Source organism: Pseudomonas sp. DTU12.1 (assembly GCF_009873475.1).
Lineage (GTDB): Bacteria > Pseudomonadota > Gammaproteobacteria > Pseudomonadales > Pseudomonadaceae > Aquipseudomonas > Aquipseudomonas proteolytica.
Map to the genome: position 1 here is coordinate 4428057 of NZ_CP045254.1, position 18111 is coordinate 4446167.

An 18111-nucleotide genomic window follows, 5' to 3' on the forward strand; every position below is an offset into this window, starting at 1 on the left:
TATGAGCACCTCGGTATCGCAATCGCATCGCGGTGATGCTATCGCAGGCAAGCCAGCTCCTACATGGATTGGGGCCTCGTGTGTCAGATGACGAACAGATCTACAAACCGGTTAACCGGCGTTGCTTCAAGCTGCGCCTGATCCTTGCACAGGGCAAAAATCTCGGCGCTGCGCTGCGCAGTCAAGCGTGTCGCCAGGTTGGCCTTGAACTTGTCTTCCAGCAAAGGAATGCCATCCGCCCGGCGCCGACGATGGCCAATCGGGTATTCCACCGCAACCTGCTCGGTGCTTGAGCCATCTGTGAAGAACACCTGCACCGCGTTGGCAATGGAACGCTTGTCGGCCTCCAGGTATTCGCGGCTGTAGCGCGGGTCTTCGACGATGACCATCTTCTCGCGCAATTGATCGATGATCGGGTGCGCGGCATGGAACTCATCTTCGTACTGCTCGGCCACCAGGTTGCCAAACGCCAGTGGCACGGCCGTCATGTATTGCAGGCAATGGTCGCGGTCAGCCGCATTGGCCAGTTGGCCGACCTTGGAGATGATACGAATGGCCGACTCGTGGGTGGTGATCACGATCCGCTCGATTTCATGCAGGCGCTGCTTGACCTGCGGGTGCAAGGTGACGGCCGCTTCACACGCGGTCTGGGCGTGGAACTCCGCAGGGAAGCTGATCTTGAACAGCACGTTTTCCATCACATAAGTGCCATAGGGCTGGGGCAGGCTGAATGCGCGCTTGTCCTCAGGCTTGAGGGCCAGATCCTTGTTGGTATGGCTGAACAGTACGTCGTAGAACCCCCACTGCGGCGCGCTCAGCACACCCGGGATGCCCATTTCGCCACGCATGGCGATATCCGCCAGACGCACGCCACGGCTCGACGCATCCCCCGCCGCCCACGACTTGCGCGAACCGGCATTCGGCGCGTGACGGTAAGTGCGCAGGGCCTGCCCATCGACAAATGCCTGGGACAGTGCCGCCAGCAGTTGCTCGCGATTGGCGCCCATCAACTTGGCACAGACCGCTGTGGACGCAATCTTGACCAACAGCACATGGTCAAGGCCGACGCGGTTGAAGGAGTTTTCCAGGGCAATCACCCCCTGGATTTCGTGGGCCATGATCATCGCTTCCAGCACAGCCCGCACCGTCAACGGCGCCTCGCCCTGCGCCACGCGCTTTTGCGACAGGTGATCGGCAACGGCCAGGATGCCACCGAGGTTGTCCGAAGGGTGGCCCCACTCAGCGGCGAGCCAGGTGTCGTTGTAATCGAGCCAACGCACGATACAGCCGATGTCCCACGCCGCCTTGACCGGATCCAGGCGATAGGACGTGCCCGGCACCCGCGCACCAAAGGGCACCACCGTGCCTTCGACAATCGGCCCCAGATGCTTGGCGCACTCTGGGAAACGCAGGGCCAGCAGGCCACAGCCGAGGGTGTCCATCAGGCAGTTGCGGGCGGTGTCCAGGGCGTCCCGGGAATCAACGCGGTAGTTGAGGACGTAATCGGCGATGTCCTGCAAAACCTGGTCGTAGTCGGGGCGGTTGTTCTGGTCGACGTTGGCGCTCATGGCAGTACTCCAAAATAGGTTGGGTGTGTTCCTTCCTCAGGCTCAGGGTTGGTTGTTTGTGGCAGGTCTGAGTGCCTGCTCTCGTACATAAATTCAGAAGCTACCGATAATCCCCAGTGGAAGCGGGTTTGTGTGGGAGCGGGCTTGCCCGCGAAAGCGGTGGATCAGTCAGTACAGATGCTGACTGAAATACCGCAATCGCGGGCAAGCCCGCTCCCACATTGGGGCCGGTGCAAGGTTTAGAACGCGTCGCCGGGAACGCGCACGAAGCCTTCCATCAATACGCGCGCACTGCGGCTCATGATGGCTTTCTTCACCACCCATTCGCCGTTGACCTGGCTGGCTTCGGCGCCCACACGCAGGGTGCCGGACGGATGCCCGAACCGCACCGCATTACGCTCCACGCCGCCGGCCGCCAGGTTGACCAGGGTTCCGGAAATCGCCGCAGCCGTGCCAATCGCCACCGCCGCCGTGCCCATCATGGCGTGATGCAGCTTGCCCATGGACAACGCCCGCACCAGCAGGTCCACATCCCCTGCCTTGATCGCCTTGCCGCTGGAGGCCAGGTAATCCGCAGGCTTGGCCACGAACGCCACCTTCGGCGTGTGCTGGCGCTGGGCGGCTTCGTCCAGGTGTTTGATCAGGCCCATGCGCAACGCGCCATGGGCACGCACGGTCTCGAACATGGCCAGGGCTTTGGGATCGCCATTGATCGCGCCTTGCAGCTCGGTGCCGGTGTAGCCGAGATCTTCGGCGTTGATAAAAATCGTCGGGATCCCTGCGTTGATCAGCGTCGCCTTGAACGTGCCGACGCCCGGCACTTCCAGGTCGTCGATCAGGTTGCCGGTGGGGAACATCGAACCACCGCCGCCCTCTTCTTCCGCTGCCGGGTCGAGGAATTCCAGTTGCACTTCGGCCGCCGGGAAGGTCACGCCATCCAGCTCGAAGTCGCCGGTTTCCTGCACCGCACCGTCGGTGATGGGCACATGGGCGATGATGGTCTTGCCGATATTCGCCTGCCAGACCCGCACCACGGCTACGCCGTTATGGGGCACGCGGCTGGGGTCAACCAGCCCGGCGCTGATGGCGAACGAACCGACCGCCGCCGACAGGTTGCCGCAGTTGCCGCTCCAATCGACAAAGGGCTTGTCGATAGACACCTGGCCAAACAAGTAGTCCACGTCATGATCGGCGCGGGTGCTTTTGGCGAGGATCACGGTCTTGCTAGTGCTCGACGTGGCACCGCCCATGCCGTCGATCTGCTTGTCATAGGGGTCGGGGCTGCCGATCACCCGCAACAGCAAGGCATCGCGGGCCGCGCCCGGGACCTGAGCCGATTCGGGCAGGTCCTTGAGGTTGAAAAACACGCCCTTGCTGGTGCCGCCACGCATGTAGGTGGCGGCGATCTTGATTTGCGCTACGTGTGTCATGGTCATCCTCTTCAGGCCGTCGCCGCCGATTCCAGGAAGTCCTGGGCAAAGCGTTGCAATACGCCGCCCGCCTCGTAGATCGACACTTCTTCGGCGGTGTCCAGGCGGCAGGTCACCGGCACTTCGACACGCTCGCCATTCTTGCGGTTGATCACCAGGGTCAACTGCGCGCGCGGGGTGCGCTCACCGATCACGTCATAGGTTTCGCTGCCATCGATCTGCAGGGTCTTGCGATCCGTGCCCGCCAGGAACTCCAGGGGCAACACGCCCATGCCCACCAGGTTGGTGCGGTGGATGCGCTCGAAGCCTTCGGCGGCAATCGCCTCCACTCCGGCCAGGCGTACGCCCTTGGCCGCCCAGTCGCGGGACGAACCCTGGCCGTAGTCGGCCCCGGCAATGATGATCAGCGGCTGCTTGCGTTCCATGTAGGTTTCGATGGCTTCCCACATGCGCGTGACCTTGCCTTCCGGCTCGATCCGCGCCAGGGAACCCTGCTTGACCTTGCCGTTTTCCACGACCATTTCATTGAACAGCTTGGGGTTGGCAAAGGTCGCGCGCTGGGCGGTCAAGTGGTCGCCGCGGTGCGTTGCATAGGAGTTGAAGTCGACTTCCGGCAGGCCCATTTTCGCCAGGTATTCGCCGGCGGCGCTGTCGAGCATGATCGCGTTGGATGGCGACAGGTGATCGGTGGTGATGTTGTCCGGCAGCACCGCCAGCGGGCGCATGCCCTTGAGCGGACGCGCGCCGGCCAGGGCACCTTCCCAATAGGGAGGGCGGCGGATGTAGGTACTCTGCGCACGCCAGTCGTACAGCGGCGTGACTTTCGGGCCGGTGTCCTCGTGGATGGCAAACATCGGGATATAAACCTGGCGGAACTGCTCCGGCTTGACCGAAGCCTTGACCACCGCGTCGATTTCTTCGTCGCTCGGCCAGATGTCCTTCAGGCGGATTTCCTTGCCGGTCGCATCCAAGCCCAGCACGTCTTTCTCGATATCGAAACGGATGGTGCCCGCAATCGCGTAGGCCACCACCAGCGGCGGCGACGCCAGGAACGCTTGCTTGGCGTACGGATGGATGCGCCCGTCGAAGTTGCGGTTGCCCGACAACACGGCGGTGGCATACAGGTCGCGGTCGATGATTTCTTGCTGGATCACCGGGTCGAGCGCACCGGACATGCCGTTGCAGGTCGTGCAGGCAAAGGCTACGACGCCAAAACCCAACTGCTCCAGCTCGCTGGTCAGCCCGGCTTCGTCGAGGTACATGGCCACGGTTTTCGAACCCGGCGCCAGGGACGACTTGACCCACGGTTTACGGGCCAGCCCTAGCTTGTTGGCATTGCGCGCCAGCAGGCCGGCGGCGATCACGTTGCGCGGGTTGCTGGTGTTGGTGCAACTGGTGATGGCAGCGATGATCACCGCGCCATCGGGCATTTGCCCCGGTACGTCGTCCCATTGCCCGGAAATGCCCTTGGCCGCCAGGTCGCTGGTGGCCACGCGAGCGTGCGGGTTGCTTGGGCCGGCCATGTTGCGCACGACGCTGGACAAATCGAAGCTCAAGCCACGCTCGTACTGCGCGCCCTTGAGGTCATCGGCCCACAGGCCTGTGTGCCGGGCGTACTGCTCGACCAGGGCAACTTGCTCGTCTTCACGCCCGGTGAGCTTGAGGTAGGCAATGGTTTGCGCGTCGATGTAGAACATCGCCGCCGTGGCGCCATATTCCGGGGCCATGTTGGAGATGGTCGCGCGGTCGCCCAGGGTCAGGGCCGAGGCGCCTTCGCCGAAGAACTCCAGCCAGGCACCGACGACTTTCTGCTGGCGCAGGAACTCGGTCAGCGCCAGCACCATATCGGTGGCGGTGATGCCCGGTTGCAGCTTGCCCGTCAGTTCGACGCCAACGCTTTCCGGCAAGCGCATCCACGACGCGCGGCCGAGCATCACGCTTTCGGCTTCCAGGCCGCCAACGCCGATGGCGATCACGCCCAGGGCGTCCACGTGGGGGGTATGGCTGTCGGTGCCGACGCAGGTATCCGGGAAGGCCACGCCGTCACGCACCTGGATCACCGGGGACATTTTCTCCAGGTTGATCTGGTGCATGATGCCGTTGCCGGGCGGGATCACGTCGACATTTTTGAAGGCCTTCTTGGTCCACTCGATAAAGTGGAAACGGTCTTCGTTGCGGCGGTCTTCGATGGCGCGGTTTTTCTCGAAGGCGTCCGGGTCGAAACCACCGGCCTCGACGGCCAGGGAGTGGTCGACGATCAGTTGGGTCGGCACCACTGGGTTGACCTGGGCCGGGTCGCCGCCTTGCAGGGCAATGGCGTCACGCAGGCCGGCGAGGTCCACCAGGGCGGTCTGGCCGAGGATGTCATGGCACACCACACGCGCCGGAAACCAAGGGAAGTCAAGGTCGCGCTTGCGCTCGATCAGTTGGCTCAGGGAAGCGTTGAGGGTCGCCGGGTCGCAACGGCGCACCAGGTTCTCGGCGAGCACGCGGGAGGTGTAGGGCAAGGTGGCGTAGGCACCAGGCGTGATTGCCTCGACTGCCGCACGGGCGTCGAAGTAATCCAGGCGGCTGCCGGGGAGCGATTTGCGAAATTCAGTGTTCATCGTCAGGACTCGGTCACGGTAGGTTCACAGGGCGAACTGTCGACACTGGCTTGGCTTTTTTGTGGGAGCGGGCTTGCCCGCGATAGCGGTGTGTCAGCCCACAGTGATGTTGGCTGACAGTCAGTCATCGCGGGCAAGCCCGCTCCCACAGAGAAGCACAATCGCCAATGTGCTCGGCTCATCCCATTCAGCGACGTTCGATTGGCACGAACTTGCGCTGCTCGACGCCGGTGTATTCGGCGCTTGGACGGATGATGCGGTTGTTGGCACGCTGCTCGAACACATGCGCGGCCCAGCCGGTAAGGCGCGAGCACACGAAGATCGGGGTGAACAGCTTGGTCGGGATGCCCATGAAGTGGTACGCCGAGGCATGGTAGAAGTCGGCGTTAGGGAACAGTTTCTTCTGTTCCCACATGGTCTTGTCGATGGCTTCGGAGACCGGGAACAGCACCTTGTCGCCCACTTCATCAGCGAGTTTTTTCGACCAGCCCTTGATCACTTCATTACGCGGGTCGTTGTCTTTATAGATCGCGTGGCCAAAGCCCATGATCTTGTCCTTGCGCTCCAGCATGCCGAGAGTGCCCTTCACAGCCTCTTCTGCCGAGGAGAAACGCTCGATCATTTCCATCGCCGCTTCGTTGGCGCCGCCATGCAGCGGGCCGCGCAGCGAGCCGATGGCGGCGGTGACGCAGGAATACAGGTCCGAGAGGGTCGAGGCGCAGACACGCGCGGTAAAGGTGGAAGCGTTGAATTCGTGCTCGGCGTAGAGGATCAGCGACACGTTCATGACCTTGACGTGCAACTCGCTCGGCTTTTTGCCGTGCAGCAGGTGCAGGAAGTGGCCGCCAATCGACGGCTCGTCGGTCACACAGTCGATGCGCTTGCCGTCATGGCTGAAGCGGTACCAGTAGCACATGATCGCCGGGAAGGCTGCCAGCAGGCGGTCGGTGACATCGCGCTGCACGCTGAAGTCTTTTTCTGGCTCGATATTGCCCAGGAACGAGCAACCGGTGCGCATCACGTCCATCGGGTGGGCGTCGGCGGGAATGCGCTCCAGCACTTCTTTAAGCGCTTGGGGCAGGTCGCGCAGCTTGGCCAGCTTGGCGGTGTAGGCCGCGAGTTCGGCTTTGCTTGGCAACTCGCCGTACAGCAGCAGATAGGCAACTTCTTCGAACTGCGCATCGGCGGCCAGTTCACGCACATCGTAGCCGCGATAGGTCAAGCCGGCACCGGCCTGGCCCACGGTGGACAGTGCGGTCTGCCCGGCCACCTGGCCACGCAGGCCGGCGCCACTCAGTACTTTTGCTTCAGCCATGGTTCTTCTCCAATTTTGTAGTTATCTGGGAGGCGCTGCGCTTATTTCTTGGCGGCGAACAGCGCGTCAAGCTTTTGCTCGAAGGTGTGGTAGTCGATGCGATCGTAAAGCTCCATGCGCGTTTGCATGGTGTCGATCACATTCTGTTGGGTACCGTCGCGACGGATCGCGGTGTAGACGTTTTCGGCAGCCTTGTTCATGGCGCGGAATGCCGACAACGGGTACAGCACGATGGAAACATCGGCAGATTTCAACTGTTCGGTGGTGTACAGCGGCGTCGCGCCGAATTCCGTGATGTTGGCCAGGATCGGCGCCTTCACACGGGAGGCGAACAGCTTGTACATCTCCAGTTCTGTGATGGCTTCGGGGAAGACCATGTCGGCGCCGGCCTCGATGCACGCGGCGGCACGCTCCAGGGCAGACTCCAGGCCTTCCACGGCCAGGGCGTCGGTGCGCGCCATGATCACGAAGCTGTCATCGGTGCGGGCATCCACGGCCGCCTTGATGCGGTCGACCATTTCCTGCTGCGAGACGATTTCTTTGTTAGGGCGATGACCGCAGCGCTTGGCGCCCACCTGGTCCTCGATATGAATCGCAGCAGCGCCGAACTTGATCATCGACTTGACGGTGCGCGCCACGTTGAACGCGGAGGAACCGAAACCGGTGTCCACGTCCACCAGCAGCGGCAGGTCGCATACATCGGTGATACGGCGCACATCGGTCAGTACATCATCCAGGCCGGTGATGCCCAGGTCCGGCACGCCCAGGGAGCCCGCGGCCACACCGCCACCGGACAGGTAGATGGCCTTGAAACCGGCGCGCTTGGCCAGCAGGGCGTGGTTGGCGTTGATCGCGCCGACGACTTGCAGGGGGTGTTCGCTGGCGACTGCGTCACGGAAACGCTGGCCTGGGGTGCTGTTTTTATAGGAACTCATGACTCACCTCTCGAGGGGGCGCCGTCGGGGAAGTGACGGGCGATATTGCGTTTGGAAGCGCCGATATGGCGGCGCATCAACAACTCGGCCAGTTCACCGTCGCGATCGGCAATCGCGTCAAGAATGCGGTGATGCTCGGCAAATGCCTGGCGTGGACGATTGGGGGTGGCGGAGAACTGGATGCGGTACATGCGCACCAACTGATACAACTCGCCGCACAGCATTTGGGTCAAGGTGCGGTTACGCGCGCCCTGGATGATGCGGTAGTGAAAGTCGAAATCGCCTTCCTGCTGGTAGTAACCGACCCCGGCCTGGAACGCGGCATCACGCTCGTGGGTGTGCAGGACCTGGCGCAGTTCCTCGATTTCTTCGTCGGTCATGCGCTCGGCGGCCAGGCGGCAGGCCATGCCTTCGAGGGACTCGCGGATTTCATAGAGTTCCACCAACTCGGCCTGGCTCAGGGAAACCACCCGCGCGCCGACATGGGGCACGCGCACCAGCAGGCGCTGGCCCTCCAGGCGGTGGATCGCCTCGCGCAGCGGGCCACGGCTGATGCCGTAGGTGCGCGCCAGCTCCGGTTCCGAGATCTTGCTGCCGGGGGCTATCTCGCCCTTGACGATGGCGGCCTGGATACGGCGGAAGACGTTCTCGGACATCGTCTGGGAATCGTCCTGCCCTGCTACCGGAATTTCCAGCTGATCCAGCATGATTGTCGACACCTTTAAAAGCAATGCCGCAAAAACTAGCCAATCAGCCCCTGATAGTCAAAGAATAAATACACATTGTCGACAATCGTCTAATAACCCCTGTTGCACTCTATGGGGGCATGGCCGCCTGCCAGCGCTGGCGCCAGAAAACCTTCATGTTAGAATGCCCGCCGCATTTGCCTGACATCTCCGGATGAAAAGGCGCACGAGGGAGCTTGCGCAGCAATGCCAGTCGCCTTGAATCAAACATCGCACTGCACCGCCTCAGGATCTATGAGACTCAAGCCCTTCCCCCTATTGTTCTGCCTACTGATGTTCCCGGGCCTTGGCTTCGCCGCCGAGAAGACCGTTTATGGCCTCAATGAATACGCCAAGCTGGCGGGCATTGACCTGGAAGTCGCCGCCAAGCTCGACACCGGCGCCAAGACTGCGTCCTTGAGTGCCCGGGATATCAAGCGCTTCAAGCGCAACGGTGAATCCTGGGTACGCTTCTACCTGGCCATCGATACCGCCCACTCGCACCCCATCGAACGCCCACTGGCCCGCGTCAGCAAGATCAAGCGGCGCGCCGGTGACTACGACCCCGATGAGGACAAGAACTACACCGCCCGTCCGGTGATTGCCCTGGACATCTGCATGGGCACCGCTTTACGCAGCATCGAAGTGAACTTGACTGACCGCAGCGCCTTCCAATATCCGCTGCTGATCGGCTCCGAAGCCTTGAAACGCTTTGATGCGCTGGTCGACCCCAGTCTTAAATACGCAGCGGGCAAACCTGCCTGCGCCACCGACGCTCATACCGCCGAGTAATTCCAATGCGCTCTCTTACTATGCACCTGAAGATTCTGATCGCCGTCCTGGTGGTACTGGGCATTTCGGTCACGGCCTATCAGATCTTCGTCCTCGGCATCCCAGTGACCGAAGACGCCACCGATGACCTGTGGAACATCGACGCCAAGGTCGAGTTCGTCGCCAACGCCAAGGACCCGGTAAAGGTCCAGATGTTCGTGCCGCCCCTGAGCCGCGACTTCGTCAGCCTCAATGAGAGCTTCATCTCCAATAACTACGGGGTGAGCGTCAACCGCATCGACGGCAACCGCAAGGTCACCTGGTCGGCACGGCGCGCGAAGGGCAACCAGACCCTCTACTACCGCCTGGTGCTGACCAAGCGCTACAGCGGTGAAAAGGTCAAGGTCAAGGGCCCGACCTTCCGCGACAGCATCGCCGTGGAAGGCCCAGAAAAAATCGCCGCCGAGGCCCTGCTGGCGCCGATCCGCCAACACTCGGCCGACGTCGAGACGTTTATCAGCGAAGCCATCAAGCGCACCAACAACCTCAACGACGACAACGTCAAGCTGCTGCTGGCGGGCGATCCATCGACGCCGCACAAGGCCAAGATCGTCGAGTTGCTGCTATCCATCGCCCACGTACCGGTGGAAAAGGTCCACACCCTCCGCCTGGTAGCCGACCAGCCGCAGACCCCGGAGTTGTGGCTGCGCAGCTTCAATGGCAACGACTGGCTGTACTTCAACCCGGAAACCGGCGAACAGGGCCTGCCCTCCGACCGCCTGCTGTGGTGGACCGGCGATGAAAACCTGATCACCGTCGATGGTGGCAAGAAAGCCGCCGTGACCTTCAGCCTGAACAACAGCGAGATGAACGCGATCCGCCTGGCCAAGCTGACCGACGAGAACACCGACGCCAACTTCCTCGAATACTCGCTGTATGGCTTGCCGCTGCAAACCCAGCAGACCTTCATGATCATGGTGATGATCCCGATTGGCGTGCTGGTGATCCTGATCCTGCGCAACTTGATCGGCTTGCAGACCCTGGGTACGTTCACACCGGTGCTGATCGCCCTGGCGTTCCGCGAGACGCAGTTGGGCTTCGGTATCGTGCTGTTTACCGTGATTACTGCGCTTGGGCTGTCGCTGCGTTCATACCTGGAGCACTTGAAATTGCAGATGCTGCCGCGCTTGTCGGTGGTGTTGACCTTCGTGGTAGTGCTGATCGCGGCCATCAGCCTGTTCAGCCATAAGCTGGGCCTGGAGCGCGGCCTGTCGGTGGCGCTGTTCCCGATGGTGATCCTGACCATGACCATCGAACGCCTGTCCATTACCTGGGAAGAACGCGGCGGTGGCCATGCGATGAAAGTCGCGATCGGCACCCTGTTCGCCGCGTCCCTGGCACACATCATCATGAGCGTGCCGGAGCTGATCTACTTCGTGTTCACCTTCCCGGCGATCCTGTTGATCCTCGTGGGCTTCATGCTGGCCATGGGTCGCTATCGTGGCTACCGCCTGACCGAGCTGGTGCGTTTCAAGGCCTTCCTCAAGGCTGATTCGTAATGTTCGGGTTCTGGAAGACCTGGAAGGCCCTGGAAGCGCGGGGCATCATGGGCATCAACCGGCGTAACGCCGACTACGTGCTCAAGTACAACAAGCGCAGCCTGTACCCGATTGTCGATGACAAGATCATCACCAAGGAACGGGCGATCCAGGCCGGCATCCACGTGCCGCAGATGTACGGGATCATTTCCACCGAGAAAGAAATCGACAAGCTCGACGAAATCATCGGTGGCCGTAGCGACTTCGTGATCAAGCCGGCCCAGGGCGCCGGCGGCGACGGCATCCTGGTGATCGCCGACCGCTTTGAAGGTCGCTATCGCACAGTGTCCGGCAAGATCATCAGCCATGAGGAAATCGAGCACCAGATTTCCAGCATCCTTACCGGCCTGTATTCCCTGGGCGGTCACCGTGACCGCGCATTGATCGAATACCGCGTGGTGCCTGACCAGATCTTCAAGAGCATCAGCTACGAAGGCGTGCCGGATATCCGCATCATCGTGCTGATGGGCTACCCGGTGATGGCCATGCTGCGCTTGCCGACCCGTCAATCCGGCGGCAAGGCCAACCTGCACCAGGGCGCGATTGGCGTCGGTGTGGACCTGGCGACCGGCCTGACCCTGCGCGGTACCTGGTTGAACAACATCATCACCAAGCACCCCGACACCACCAACGCGGTGGACGGTGTGCAACTGCCCAACTGGGACGGTTTCATGAAACTCGCCGCCGGCTGCTATGAGCTGTGCGGGCTGGGTTACATCGGCGTGGACATGGTGCTGGACCAGGAAAAAGGCCCGCTGATCCTCGAACTCAATGCCCGGCCTGGGCTGAATATCCAGATCGCCAACGACTGCGGCCTGACCTTGCGCACCCACGCCGTGGAAGCGCGCCTCGAAGAGCTGAAAGCGGCCGGAGTGACAGAGACGGCGGAAGAACGTGTGAAATTTGCCCAGCAAATGTTTGGGCATATTCCGCCCGTGGAAGGCTGAACCCAAACCCGGCTCCGCCCTCCACCCAACAATCCCCGACATCCCCTCTAGGAGCAAATCCTACAGGGGACTACAATGCCATCCCCACGCCCATGGCTGATCCACCCCCCGCATGTCGACTTGCTCCGTACACCCACTGCCCTACCACGCCAACCCCGCCGAGTATTTTGCGGCGATCCGCCATGCACCCGGCGCCGTGCTGCTGGACAGCGGCCGACCGGCCGCCGAGCGTGGTCGTTATGACCTGCTCAGCGCCTGGCCAGAAGTAACACTGGCGGTGTGGCCGGACGAAAGCGGTAGCGATTTTTTACAACGGCTGCGGGAAAATCTGACGCTGCTGGGCAAGGCCAGTCTGCCGGCCCCCTATGAACTGCCGTTTGCCGGCGGGTTGATCGGCTACCTGAGCTACGACTTTGGCCGCCACCTGGAACGACTGCCGCATCAGGCTATCGACGACATCGGCTTGCCCGATGCCCGTTTTGGCCTGTACGCCTGGGCGTTGGTCAGCGACCACCAGGCGCGCACCAGTCAACTGGTGTTCCACCCCAAACTGCTGGAAAGCGAACGGCAGCGGCTGCTGACCCTGTTCAGCCAACCTGCCGTGCACACCCCTGCCAGTTTCAAGCTGCACACCCGGATGGCTCCGGACCTCAGCGCCGTAGCCTATGAACAGGCCCTGGCCCGTATCCAGGCCTATATCCAGGCCGGTGACTGCTATCAGGTCAACTTCGCCCAACGCTTTCGCGCAGCGTGCAACGGTGATCCGTGGGTCGCCTATTGCGCCCTGCGCGCAGCGTGCCCAACGCCGTTCTCCGGCTTCCAGAGCCTGCCGGACGACGGCGCGGTGGTGAGCCTTTCACCGGAGCGTTTCGTGCGGGTCAGCCAGCGCCAGGTGGAAACCCGCCCGATCAAGGGCACCCGCCCCCGGGGGCTGACGCCTCAAGAAGATGCCGCCAATGCGGCCGAACTCCTGGCCAGCCCCAAGGACCGCGCAGAGAACCTGATGATCGTCGATCTGCTGCGCAATGACCTGGGCCGCACCTGCCGCACCGGATCGGTCAAGGTGCCGGAGCTGTTCAGCCTGGAAAGCTACCCGAATGTGCATCACTTGGTCAGCAGCGTCACCGGTGAACTGGCCGACGACAAAGACGCCCTGGACCTGATCGCCGGCAGTTTCCCGGGCGGCTCGATCACCGGCGCACCGAAGATCCGCGCGATGCAGATCATCGACGAACTGGAACCGACCCGGCGCGGGCTGTACTGCGGCTCGTTGCTCTACCTGGATGTGCGCGGCGAGATGGACAGCTCCATCGCCATTCGTAGCCTGCTGGTCAAGGATGGCCAGGTCTGTTGCTGGGGCGGCGGCGGGATCGTCGCGGACTCCGAGTGGCAGGCGGAATATCAGGAATCGATGACCAAGGTGCGGGTGTTGCTGGAGACGCTGGAAGGACTGTAAGCGCACCTCCCAGGGAAAAAACCTGAATCAGAACGGCCGTGGACAGCATCGGGGCGCAGGGATAGCGTCTCGCTTCGATATTACTTGGCCGTCTGTGAGGGATCACATGGATCGACTGCTTGTTGCCTTTGTCGTTGTATCGCTTGCCGCGTTGAAACAAAGCCCATTTCCTACACATCGCGCTCCCTACCAGGACTTGAAAACCCCGGAAGTGACGCCTAACATCTCCCAAATTGGGAGGTTCGATAGATGCGAATAATCGCAAGAGCCGCCTTAAGGGAGTTCTGGGAAAGCAGCCCGGCTTATACCGACTCAAAAACACCACTGGTTGAATGGTATCGCCATCTAGAGAAATCCACTTATCACACGCCACAGGACCTGAAGAGGGTGCTTCGAACCGCAAGCACGCTCAAAGGAGCAAGGGTCGTGTTCAATATCGGTGGCACTAAGTATCGGGTGGTTGTGGCGATCGACTATTTGCGGCAGCTGGGTTTCATACGGTTTGTCGGCACCCATGCCCAGTACGACCAGATCAACGCGGAGACTGTGTGATGAACATCAAACCTATTCGTACCCCAGAAGACCTGGCCGCTGCGCTGGCGCGGGTGGATCAGCTGTGGGGGGCAGAGATCGGCTCGCCGGCAGGCGATGAGCTGGAAATTCTCGCGCTGCTGATCGAAAAATACGAAGACGAACACTTCCCCATGCCGCCTTCCGATCCGGTGGAGGCGATCAAGTTTCGCATGGACCAGATGGGCCTGACGGCGCGCGACCTGGAGCCCTTTATCGGCTCCAGCGGTCGCGTCTCCGAAGTGCTGAACCACAAGCGCAAGCTGAGCCTGGCCATGATCAAGCGCCTGCATGAAGGTTTGCGCATTCCTTATGAGCGGTTGTTTGAAGGGGCTTGAGGGCCTTATCGCGGCATAGGTATCTACACAACTTTCAGAAACTGGCGATCTTCCCTGTGGCGAGCGGGCTTGCCCGCGCTGGGCTGCGAAGCAGCCCCAATAAGCCGAATGCGTTGTACCAGATACACCGCAGCGGCTGGTTTTGGGGCTGCTTCGCAGCCCAGCGCGGCGATGCGGCGTTCCGACAAGCCCGCTCGCCACAACTGCGCTATCTGCCTGGATCTAGGTGTTGCGGCAAAGTTGTGTAGATACCTATGCTTATCGCGGGCAAGCCCGCTCGCACATTTTTGCCCTGCAAACACAGTCGAAAATGTGGGAGCGAGCTTGCTCGCGATGAGGCAGTGAGCCTCGCTAAATCACTTACAGGCTCAACGACCGATTCGACGCCTTGATGAACTCCCGCTTCAAGTCCTCAAAGGTATGCACCGCCGGGAATTGCGGGAACTCGCGAATCACATTCTCCGGCGCATGGAACAGAATCCCACGATCGGCCTCACCCAGCATGGTGGTGTCGTTGTACGAATCACCCGCAGCAATGACCCGATAGTACAGGGTCTTGAAGGCCAGCACCGACTGGCGCTTGGGGTCTTTCTGGCGCAGTTGATAGCTCACCACCCGATCGTTTTCATCGGTAATCAAGCGATGGCAAAGCAGGGTCGGGAAGCCCAGTTGACGCATCAGCGGCTGGGAGAACTCATAGAAGGTGTCCGACAGGATCACCACCTGGAAGCGCTCGCGCAGCCAATCGACGAACTCGATGGCACCTTCCAGCGGCTTGAGGGTGGCGATCACTTCCTGGATATCCGACAGTTTCAAGCCGTGCTCGTCGAGAATCCGCAGGCGCTGCTTCATCAATACGTCGTAGTCAGGAATGTCCCGGGTGGTAGCCCGCAAGGATTCAATACCGGTTTTTTCAGCGAAGGCGATCCAGATTTCCGGAACCAGCACCCCTTCCAGGTCGAGACAGGCAATTTCCACAAGACACTCCCATTTTGATTTTTTTTCAGTTGAGCGAGTAAAAGGACTGCCGAACTCTAGCGATTCGCGCTGGCCGCCGCAACGCAGAGCGGATTTTGTTAACATCCCACTCCTATAGAGCGCTCAGCGCCACTGACCTGTAGGAACCGTCCTGATGAACCAAGCCTTCGACGTCGCTGAACTCGCCGCGACCTATGCCAACAAGTCCGCCCAGGACATCCTCAAGCTGGCGTTCAGCCAGTTCGGCGATGACCTGTGGATTTCCTTCAGCGGTGCCGAGGACGTGGTGCTGGTGGATATGGCCTGGAAGCTGAATAAAAACGTCAAGGTCTTCAGCCTCGACACCGGCCGCCTGCATCCGGAGACCTACCGGTTTATCGAGCAGGTGCGCGACTTCTACAAGATCGATATCGAGTTGATCTCGCCGGACCAGAGCAAGCTGGAACCCTTCGTCAAGGAGAAGGGCCTGTTCAGCTTCTACAAGGACGGCCATGGCGAATGCTGCGGCGTGCGCAAGATCGAACCGCTGCGCCGCAAACTCTCCGGTGTCAGCGCCTGGGCCACCGGCCAGCGCCGCGACCAGAGCCCCGGCACCCGCAGCCAGGTGGCGGCCCTGGAAGTCGACACGGCGTTCTCCACGCCGGAACGCACCCTCTACAAGTTCAACCCGCTGGCACAAATGACCAGTGAAGAGATCTGGGGTTATATCCGCATGCTGGAGCTGCCCTACAACAGCCTGCACGAGCGCGGCTTTATCAGCATCGGCTGCGAGCCGTGCACCCGCCCGGTGTTGCCGAACCAGCATGAGCGCGAAGGCCGTTGGTGGTGGGAAGAAGCAACCCAGAAAGAATGCGGGCTGCATGCGGGGAATATCATCAGCAAGGCCTGAAACCGCCCCCCTCCGATATAGCGCTGTGTGGCGAGCCCGCTCGCCACAACAAGCCCGCACACTTCATTCACCCCGCCGAAAAATCCCGTACACAATATTGTCACCAACAGTGCCATTTTTGTGTGCACTTCAATTATTTCGCACCGAAAAGTTACACCCCACTTCGGCCAACTTCCTACATCCTCCACACCTACATTCCCGCAACAAAATAAATACCTGTTCAAACGGTCAATTTATAGTTGTTTAAATTCAGCTATTTATTAATAGAACCTGCAAAAAAGAAATTAGCCCAGCTTTTGATAGATAAAAACCTGGCACACAAGTGGCTAAGGGAGTTGAAGTCTTTGTATACAACTTCAACAACAACCTTCATACACTTTGTGTCCGCATGCCAGGCGCCCTGCAACCCAGCGCCTGCTGCAGATGCCAGGAGCCTGCCGGAATGCGCACCACTCTCTCCAATAATCTCGCACTGGATCTGCCCTCCTCCACAGCCAGCCCCACGGCCGCAAACCCCGGCCCGCTGGTGCTCAGCCCACGCCTGCACAACAAGGACCTGGCGCCCACCAAGGTCGAAGGCCGGCGCTGGGGTGGCTATAGCATCTTTGCCTTGTGGACCAACGATGTGCACAACATCGCCAACTATTCCTTCGCCATCGGCTTGTACGCCCTGGGCCTGGGTGGCTGGCAGATTCTGCTGTCACTGGGGATCGGCGCGGCGCTGGTGTATTTCTTCATGAACTTGTCGGGTTACATGGGCCAGAAAACCGGTGTGCCGTTTCCGGTGATCAGCCGTATCAGTTTCGGTATTCATGGCGCACAGATTCCCGCGTTGATCCGCGCAGTCATTGCCATCGCCTGGTTTGGTATCCAGACCTACCTGGCCTCGGTGGTATTCCGGGTACTGTTGGTGGCGATTCATCCAGGATTCGCCGACTACGACCACAACGCGATCCTCGGCCTCTCAACCCTGGGCTGGGCGTGTTTTGTGATTATCTGGTTCGTGCAACTGGTGATCCTGGCCTACGGCATGGAAATGGTCCGCCGCTACGAAGGCTTTGCCGGCCCGGTAATCCTGCTGACTGTTGCGGCGCTTGCCGGTTGGATGTACTTCCAGGCTGGCGGCAATATCGCCTGGTCCATCCGCGAGCCCCTGAGCGGTGGCGAGATGTGGCGCAATATCTTTGCCGGTGGCGCCTTGTGGTTGGCGATCTACGGCACCCTGATCCTCAACTTCTGCGACTTCGCCCGTTCATCGCCCTGCCGCAAGACCATCCAGGTCGGCAACTTCTGGGGCCTGCCGGTGAACATCCTGGTGTTCGCGATCATCACCGTGCTGTTGTGCGGCGGGCAGTTCCAACTCAATGGCCAGGTGATCGAAAGCCCGACCCAGATCATCGCGGCCATTCCCAATACCTTCTTCTTGGTGCTGGGATGCCTGGCATTCCTGATCGTCACCGTGGCGGTGAACATCATGGCCAACTTCGTTGCCCCGGCCTTTGTATTGAGCAACCTGGCGCCCAAATACCTGAACTTCCGCCGCGCCGGGCTGATCAGCGCGTTTCTCGCGGTGCTCATCCTGCCGTGGAACCTCTACAACAGCCCGCTGGTGATTGTGTACTTCCTCTCCGGCCTGGGCGCCCTGCTGGGCCCGCTGTATGGGGTGATCATGGTGGATTACTGGTTGGTCCGTAAGGGCCGGATCGACGTGCCGCAGTTGTACAGCGAAGATCCCAACGGCGCGTATTACTACAGCCGCGGGGTCAACCTGCGGGCGGTGGCCGCGTTTGTCCCGGCCGCGGTGATTGCCATTGTGCTGGCCCTGCTACCGGGTTTTGCCAGCGTCTCACCGTTCTCGTGGCTGTTTGGCGCCGGCATTGCCGGGATGCTGTATTGGCTGATCGCCAAGCGCCAGCCGTTCTATGCCGATATCAGCGGCGAGAGCATCGCTGTCGACAACGTCAGCCATTGATCAAGGAGCATTC

Annotated in this window: 15 protein-coding genes; 8 read left to right on the plus strand and 7 right to left on the minus strand. The window is 60.9% G+C overall.

Annotated elements, in window-relative coordinates; translation table 11 throughout:
• Positions 1-83: 83 nt before the first annotated feature.
• The 6 genes from prpD to GDV60_RS19455 all read right to left on the minus strand — a co-directional run bounded on the left by prpD (position 84) and on the right by GDV60_RS19455 (position 8561).
• Positions 84-1568 carry a 2-methylcitrate dehydratase gene (prpD, locus tag GDV60_RS19430; protein ID WP_159908491.1) on the minus strand — a complete coding sequence of 495 codons (1485 nt, stop codon included), beginning with the start codon at positions 1566-1568 and terminating at the stop codon, positions 84-86.
• Positions 1569-1807: 239 nt separating this feature from the next.
• Positions 1808-2998, minus strand: a complete 1191-nt coding sequence (prpF, locus tag GDV60_RS19435) for a 2-methylaconitate cis-trans isomerase PrpF (protein ID WP_070995176.1) — start codon at positions 2996-2998, stop codon at positions 1808-1810.
• Positions 2999-3009: 11 nt separating this feature from the next.
• Complete coding sequence (gene acnD / locus GDV60_RS19440) at positions 3010-5604, minus strand: Fe/S-dependent 2-methylisocitrate dehydratase AcnD (protein ID WP_070995164.1); 2595 nt, start codon at positions 5602-5604, stop codon at positions 3010-3012.
• A 187-nt stretch (positions 5605-5791) separates the two neighbouring features.
• Complete coding sequence (gene prpC / locus GDV60_RS19445; RefSeq protein ID WP_029298298.1) at positions 5792-6919, minus strand: 2-methylcitrate synthase; 1128 nt, start codon at positions 6917-6919, stop codon at positions 5792-5794.
• A 41-nt stretch (positions 6920-6960) separates the two neighbouring features.
• Positions 6961-7854, minus strand: a complete 894-nt coding sequence (prpB, locus tag GDV60_RS19450; RefSeq protein WP_029298299.1) for a methylisocitrate lyase — start codon at positions 7852-7854, stop codon at positions 6961-6963.
• Positions 7851-8561, minus strand: a complete 711-nt coding sequence (locus GDV60_RS19455; RefSeq protein WP_029298300.1) for a GntR family transcriptional regulator — start codon at positions 8559-8561, stop codon at positions 7851-7853. The genes prpB and GDV60_RS19455 overlap by 4 nt, the downstream gene beginning before the upstream one ends.
• 273 nt (positions 8562-8834) lie before the next feature.
• Between GDV60_RS19455 and GDV60_RS19460 the strand changes: the two genes are divergently transcribed.
• From GDV60_RS19460 to GDV60_RS19485, 6 genes are all read left to right on the plus strand, one after another.
• Positions 8835-9371: an ATP-dependent zinc protease gene (locus GDV60_RS19460; protein ID WP_029298301.1), complete on the plus strand. Its 537-nt coding sequence runs from the start codon at positions 8835-8837 to the stop codon at positions 9369-9371.
• Positions 9372-9376: 5 nt separating this feature from the next.
• Positions 9377-10909, plus strand: a complete 1533-nt coding sequence (locus tag GDV60_RS19465) for an inactive transglutaminase family protein (protein WP_029298302.1) — start codon at positions 9377-9379, stop codon at positions 10907-10909.
• Entirely contained in the window at positions 10909-11895 is a 987-nt protein-coding gene (locus tag GDV60_RS19470; RefSeq protein ID WP_029298303.1) for an alpha-L-glutamate ligase-like protein, read from the plus strand. Before GDV60_RS19465 ends, GDV60_RS19470 begins: the two co-directional genes overlap by 1 nt.
• Before the next feature lie 112 nt (positions 11896-12007).
• A complete protein-coding gene (gene pabB / locus GDV60_RS19475) occupies positions 12008-13351 on the plus strand; it encodes an aminodeoxychorismate synthase component I (RefSeq protein ID WP_070995161.1) in 1344 nt (447 codons plus the stop codon).
• Positions 13352-13600: 249 nt separating this feature from the next.
• A complete protein-coding gene (locus GDV60_RS19480) occupies positions 13601-13903 on the plus strand; it encodes a type II toxin-antitoxin system HigB family toxin (RefSeq protein WP_159908493.1) in 303 nt (100 codons plus the stop codon).
• The gene (locus GDV60_RS19485; protein ID WP_029298306.1) at positions 13903-14259 is read left to right on the plus strand and encodes a type II toxin-antitoxin system HigA family antitoxin; all 357 of its coding nucleotides are present in this window, start codon (positions 13903-13905) and stop codon (positions 14257-14259) included. Before GDV60_RS19480 ends, GDV60_RS19485 begins: the two co-directional genes overlap by 1 nt.
• 360 nt (positions 14260-14619) lie before the next feature.
• Here the strand turns inward: GDV60_RS19485 and thrH are convergent, their stop codons facing one another.
• Positions 14620-15237 carry a bifunctional phosphoserine phosphatase/homoserine phosphotransferase ThrH gene (gene thrH, locus GDV60_RS19490; protein WP_029298307.1) on the minus strand — a complete coding sequence of 206 codons (618 nt, stop codon included), beginning with the start codon at positions 15235-15237 and terminating at the stop codon, positions 14620-14622.
• Between the two features lie 154 nt (positions 15238-15391).
• Between thrH and GDV60_RS19495 the strand changes: the two genes are divergently transcribed.
• Positions 15392-16126: a phosphoadenylyl-sulfate reductase gene (locus GDV60_RS19495; RefSeq protein WP_070995159.1), complete on the plus strand. Its 735-nt coding sequence runs from the start codon at positions 15392-15394 to the stop codon at positions 16124-16126.
• A 442-nt stretch (positions 16127-16568) separates the two neighbouring features.
• A complete protein-coding gene (locus GDV60_RS19500) occupies positions 16569-18098 on the plus strand; it encodes an NCS1 family nucleobase:cation symporter-1 (protein WP_133715002.1) in 1530 nt (509 codons plus the stop codon).
• Positions 18099-18111: the final 13 nt, after the last annotated feature.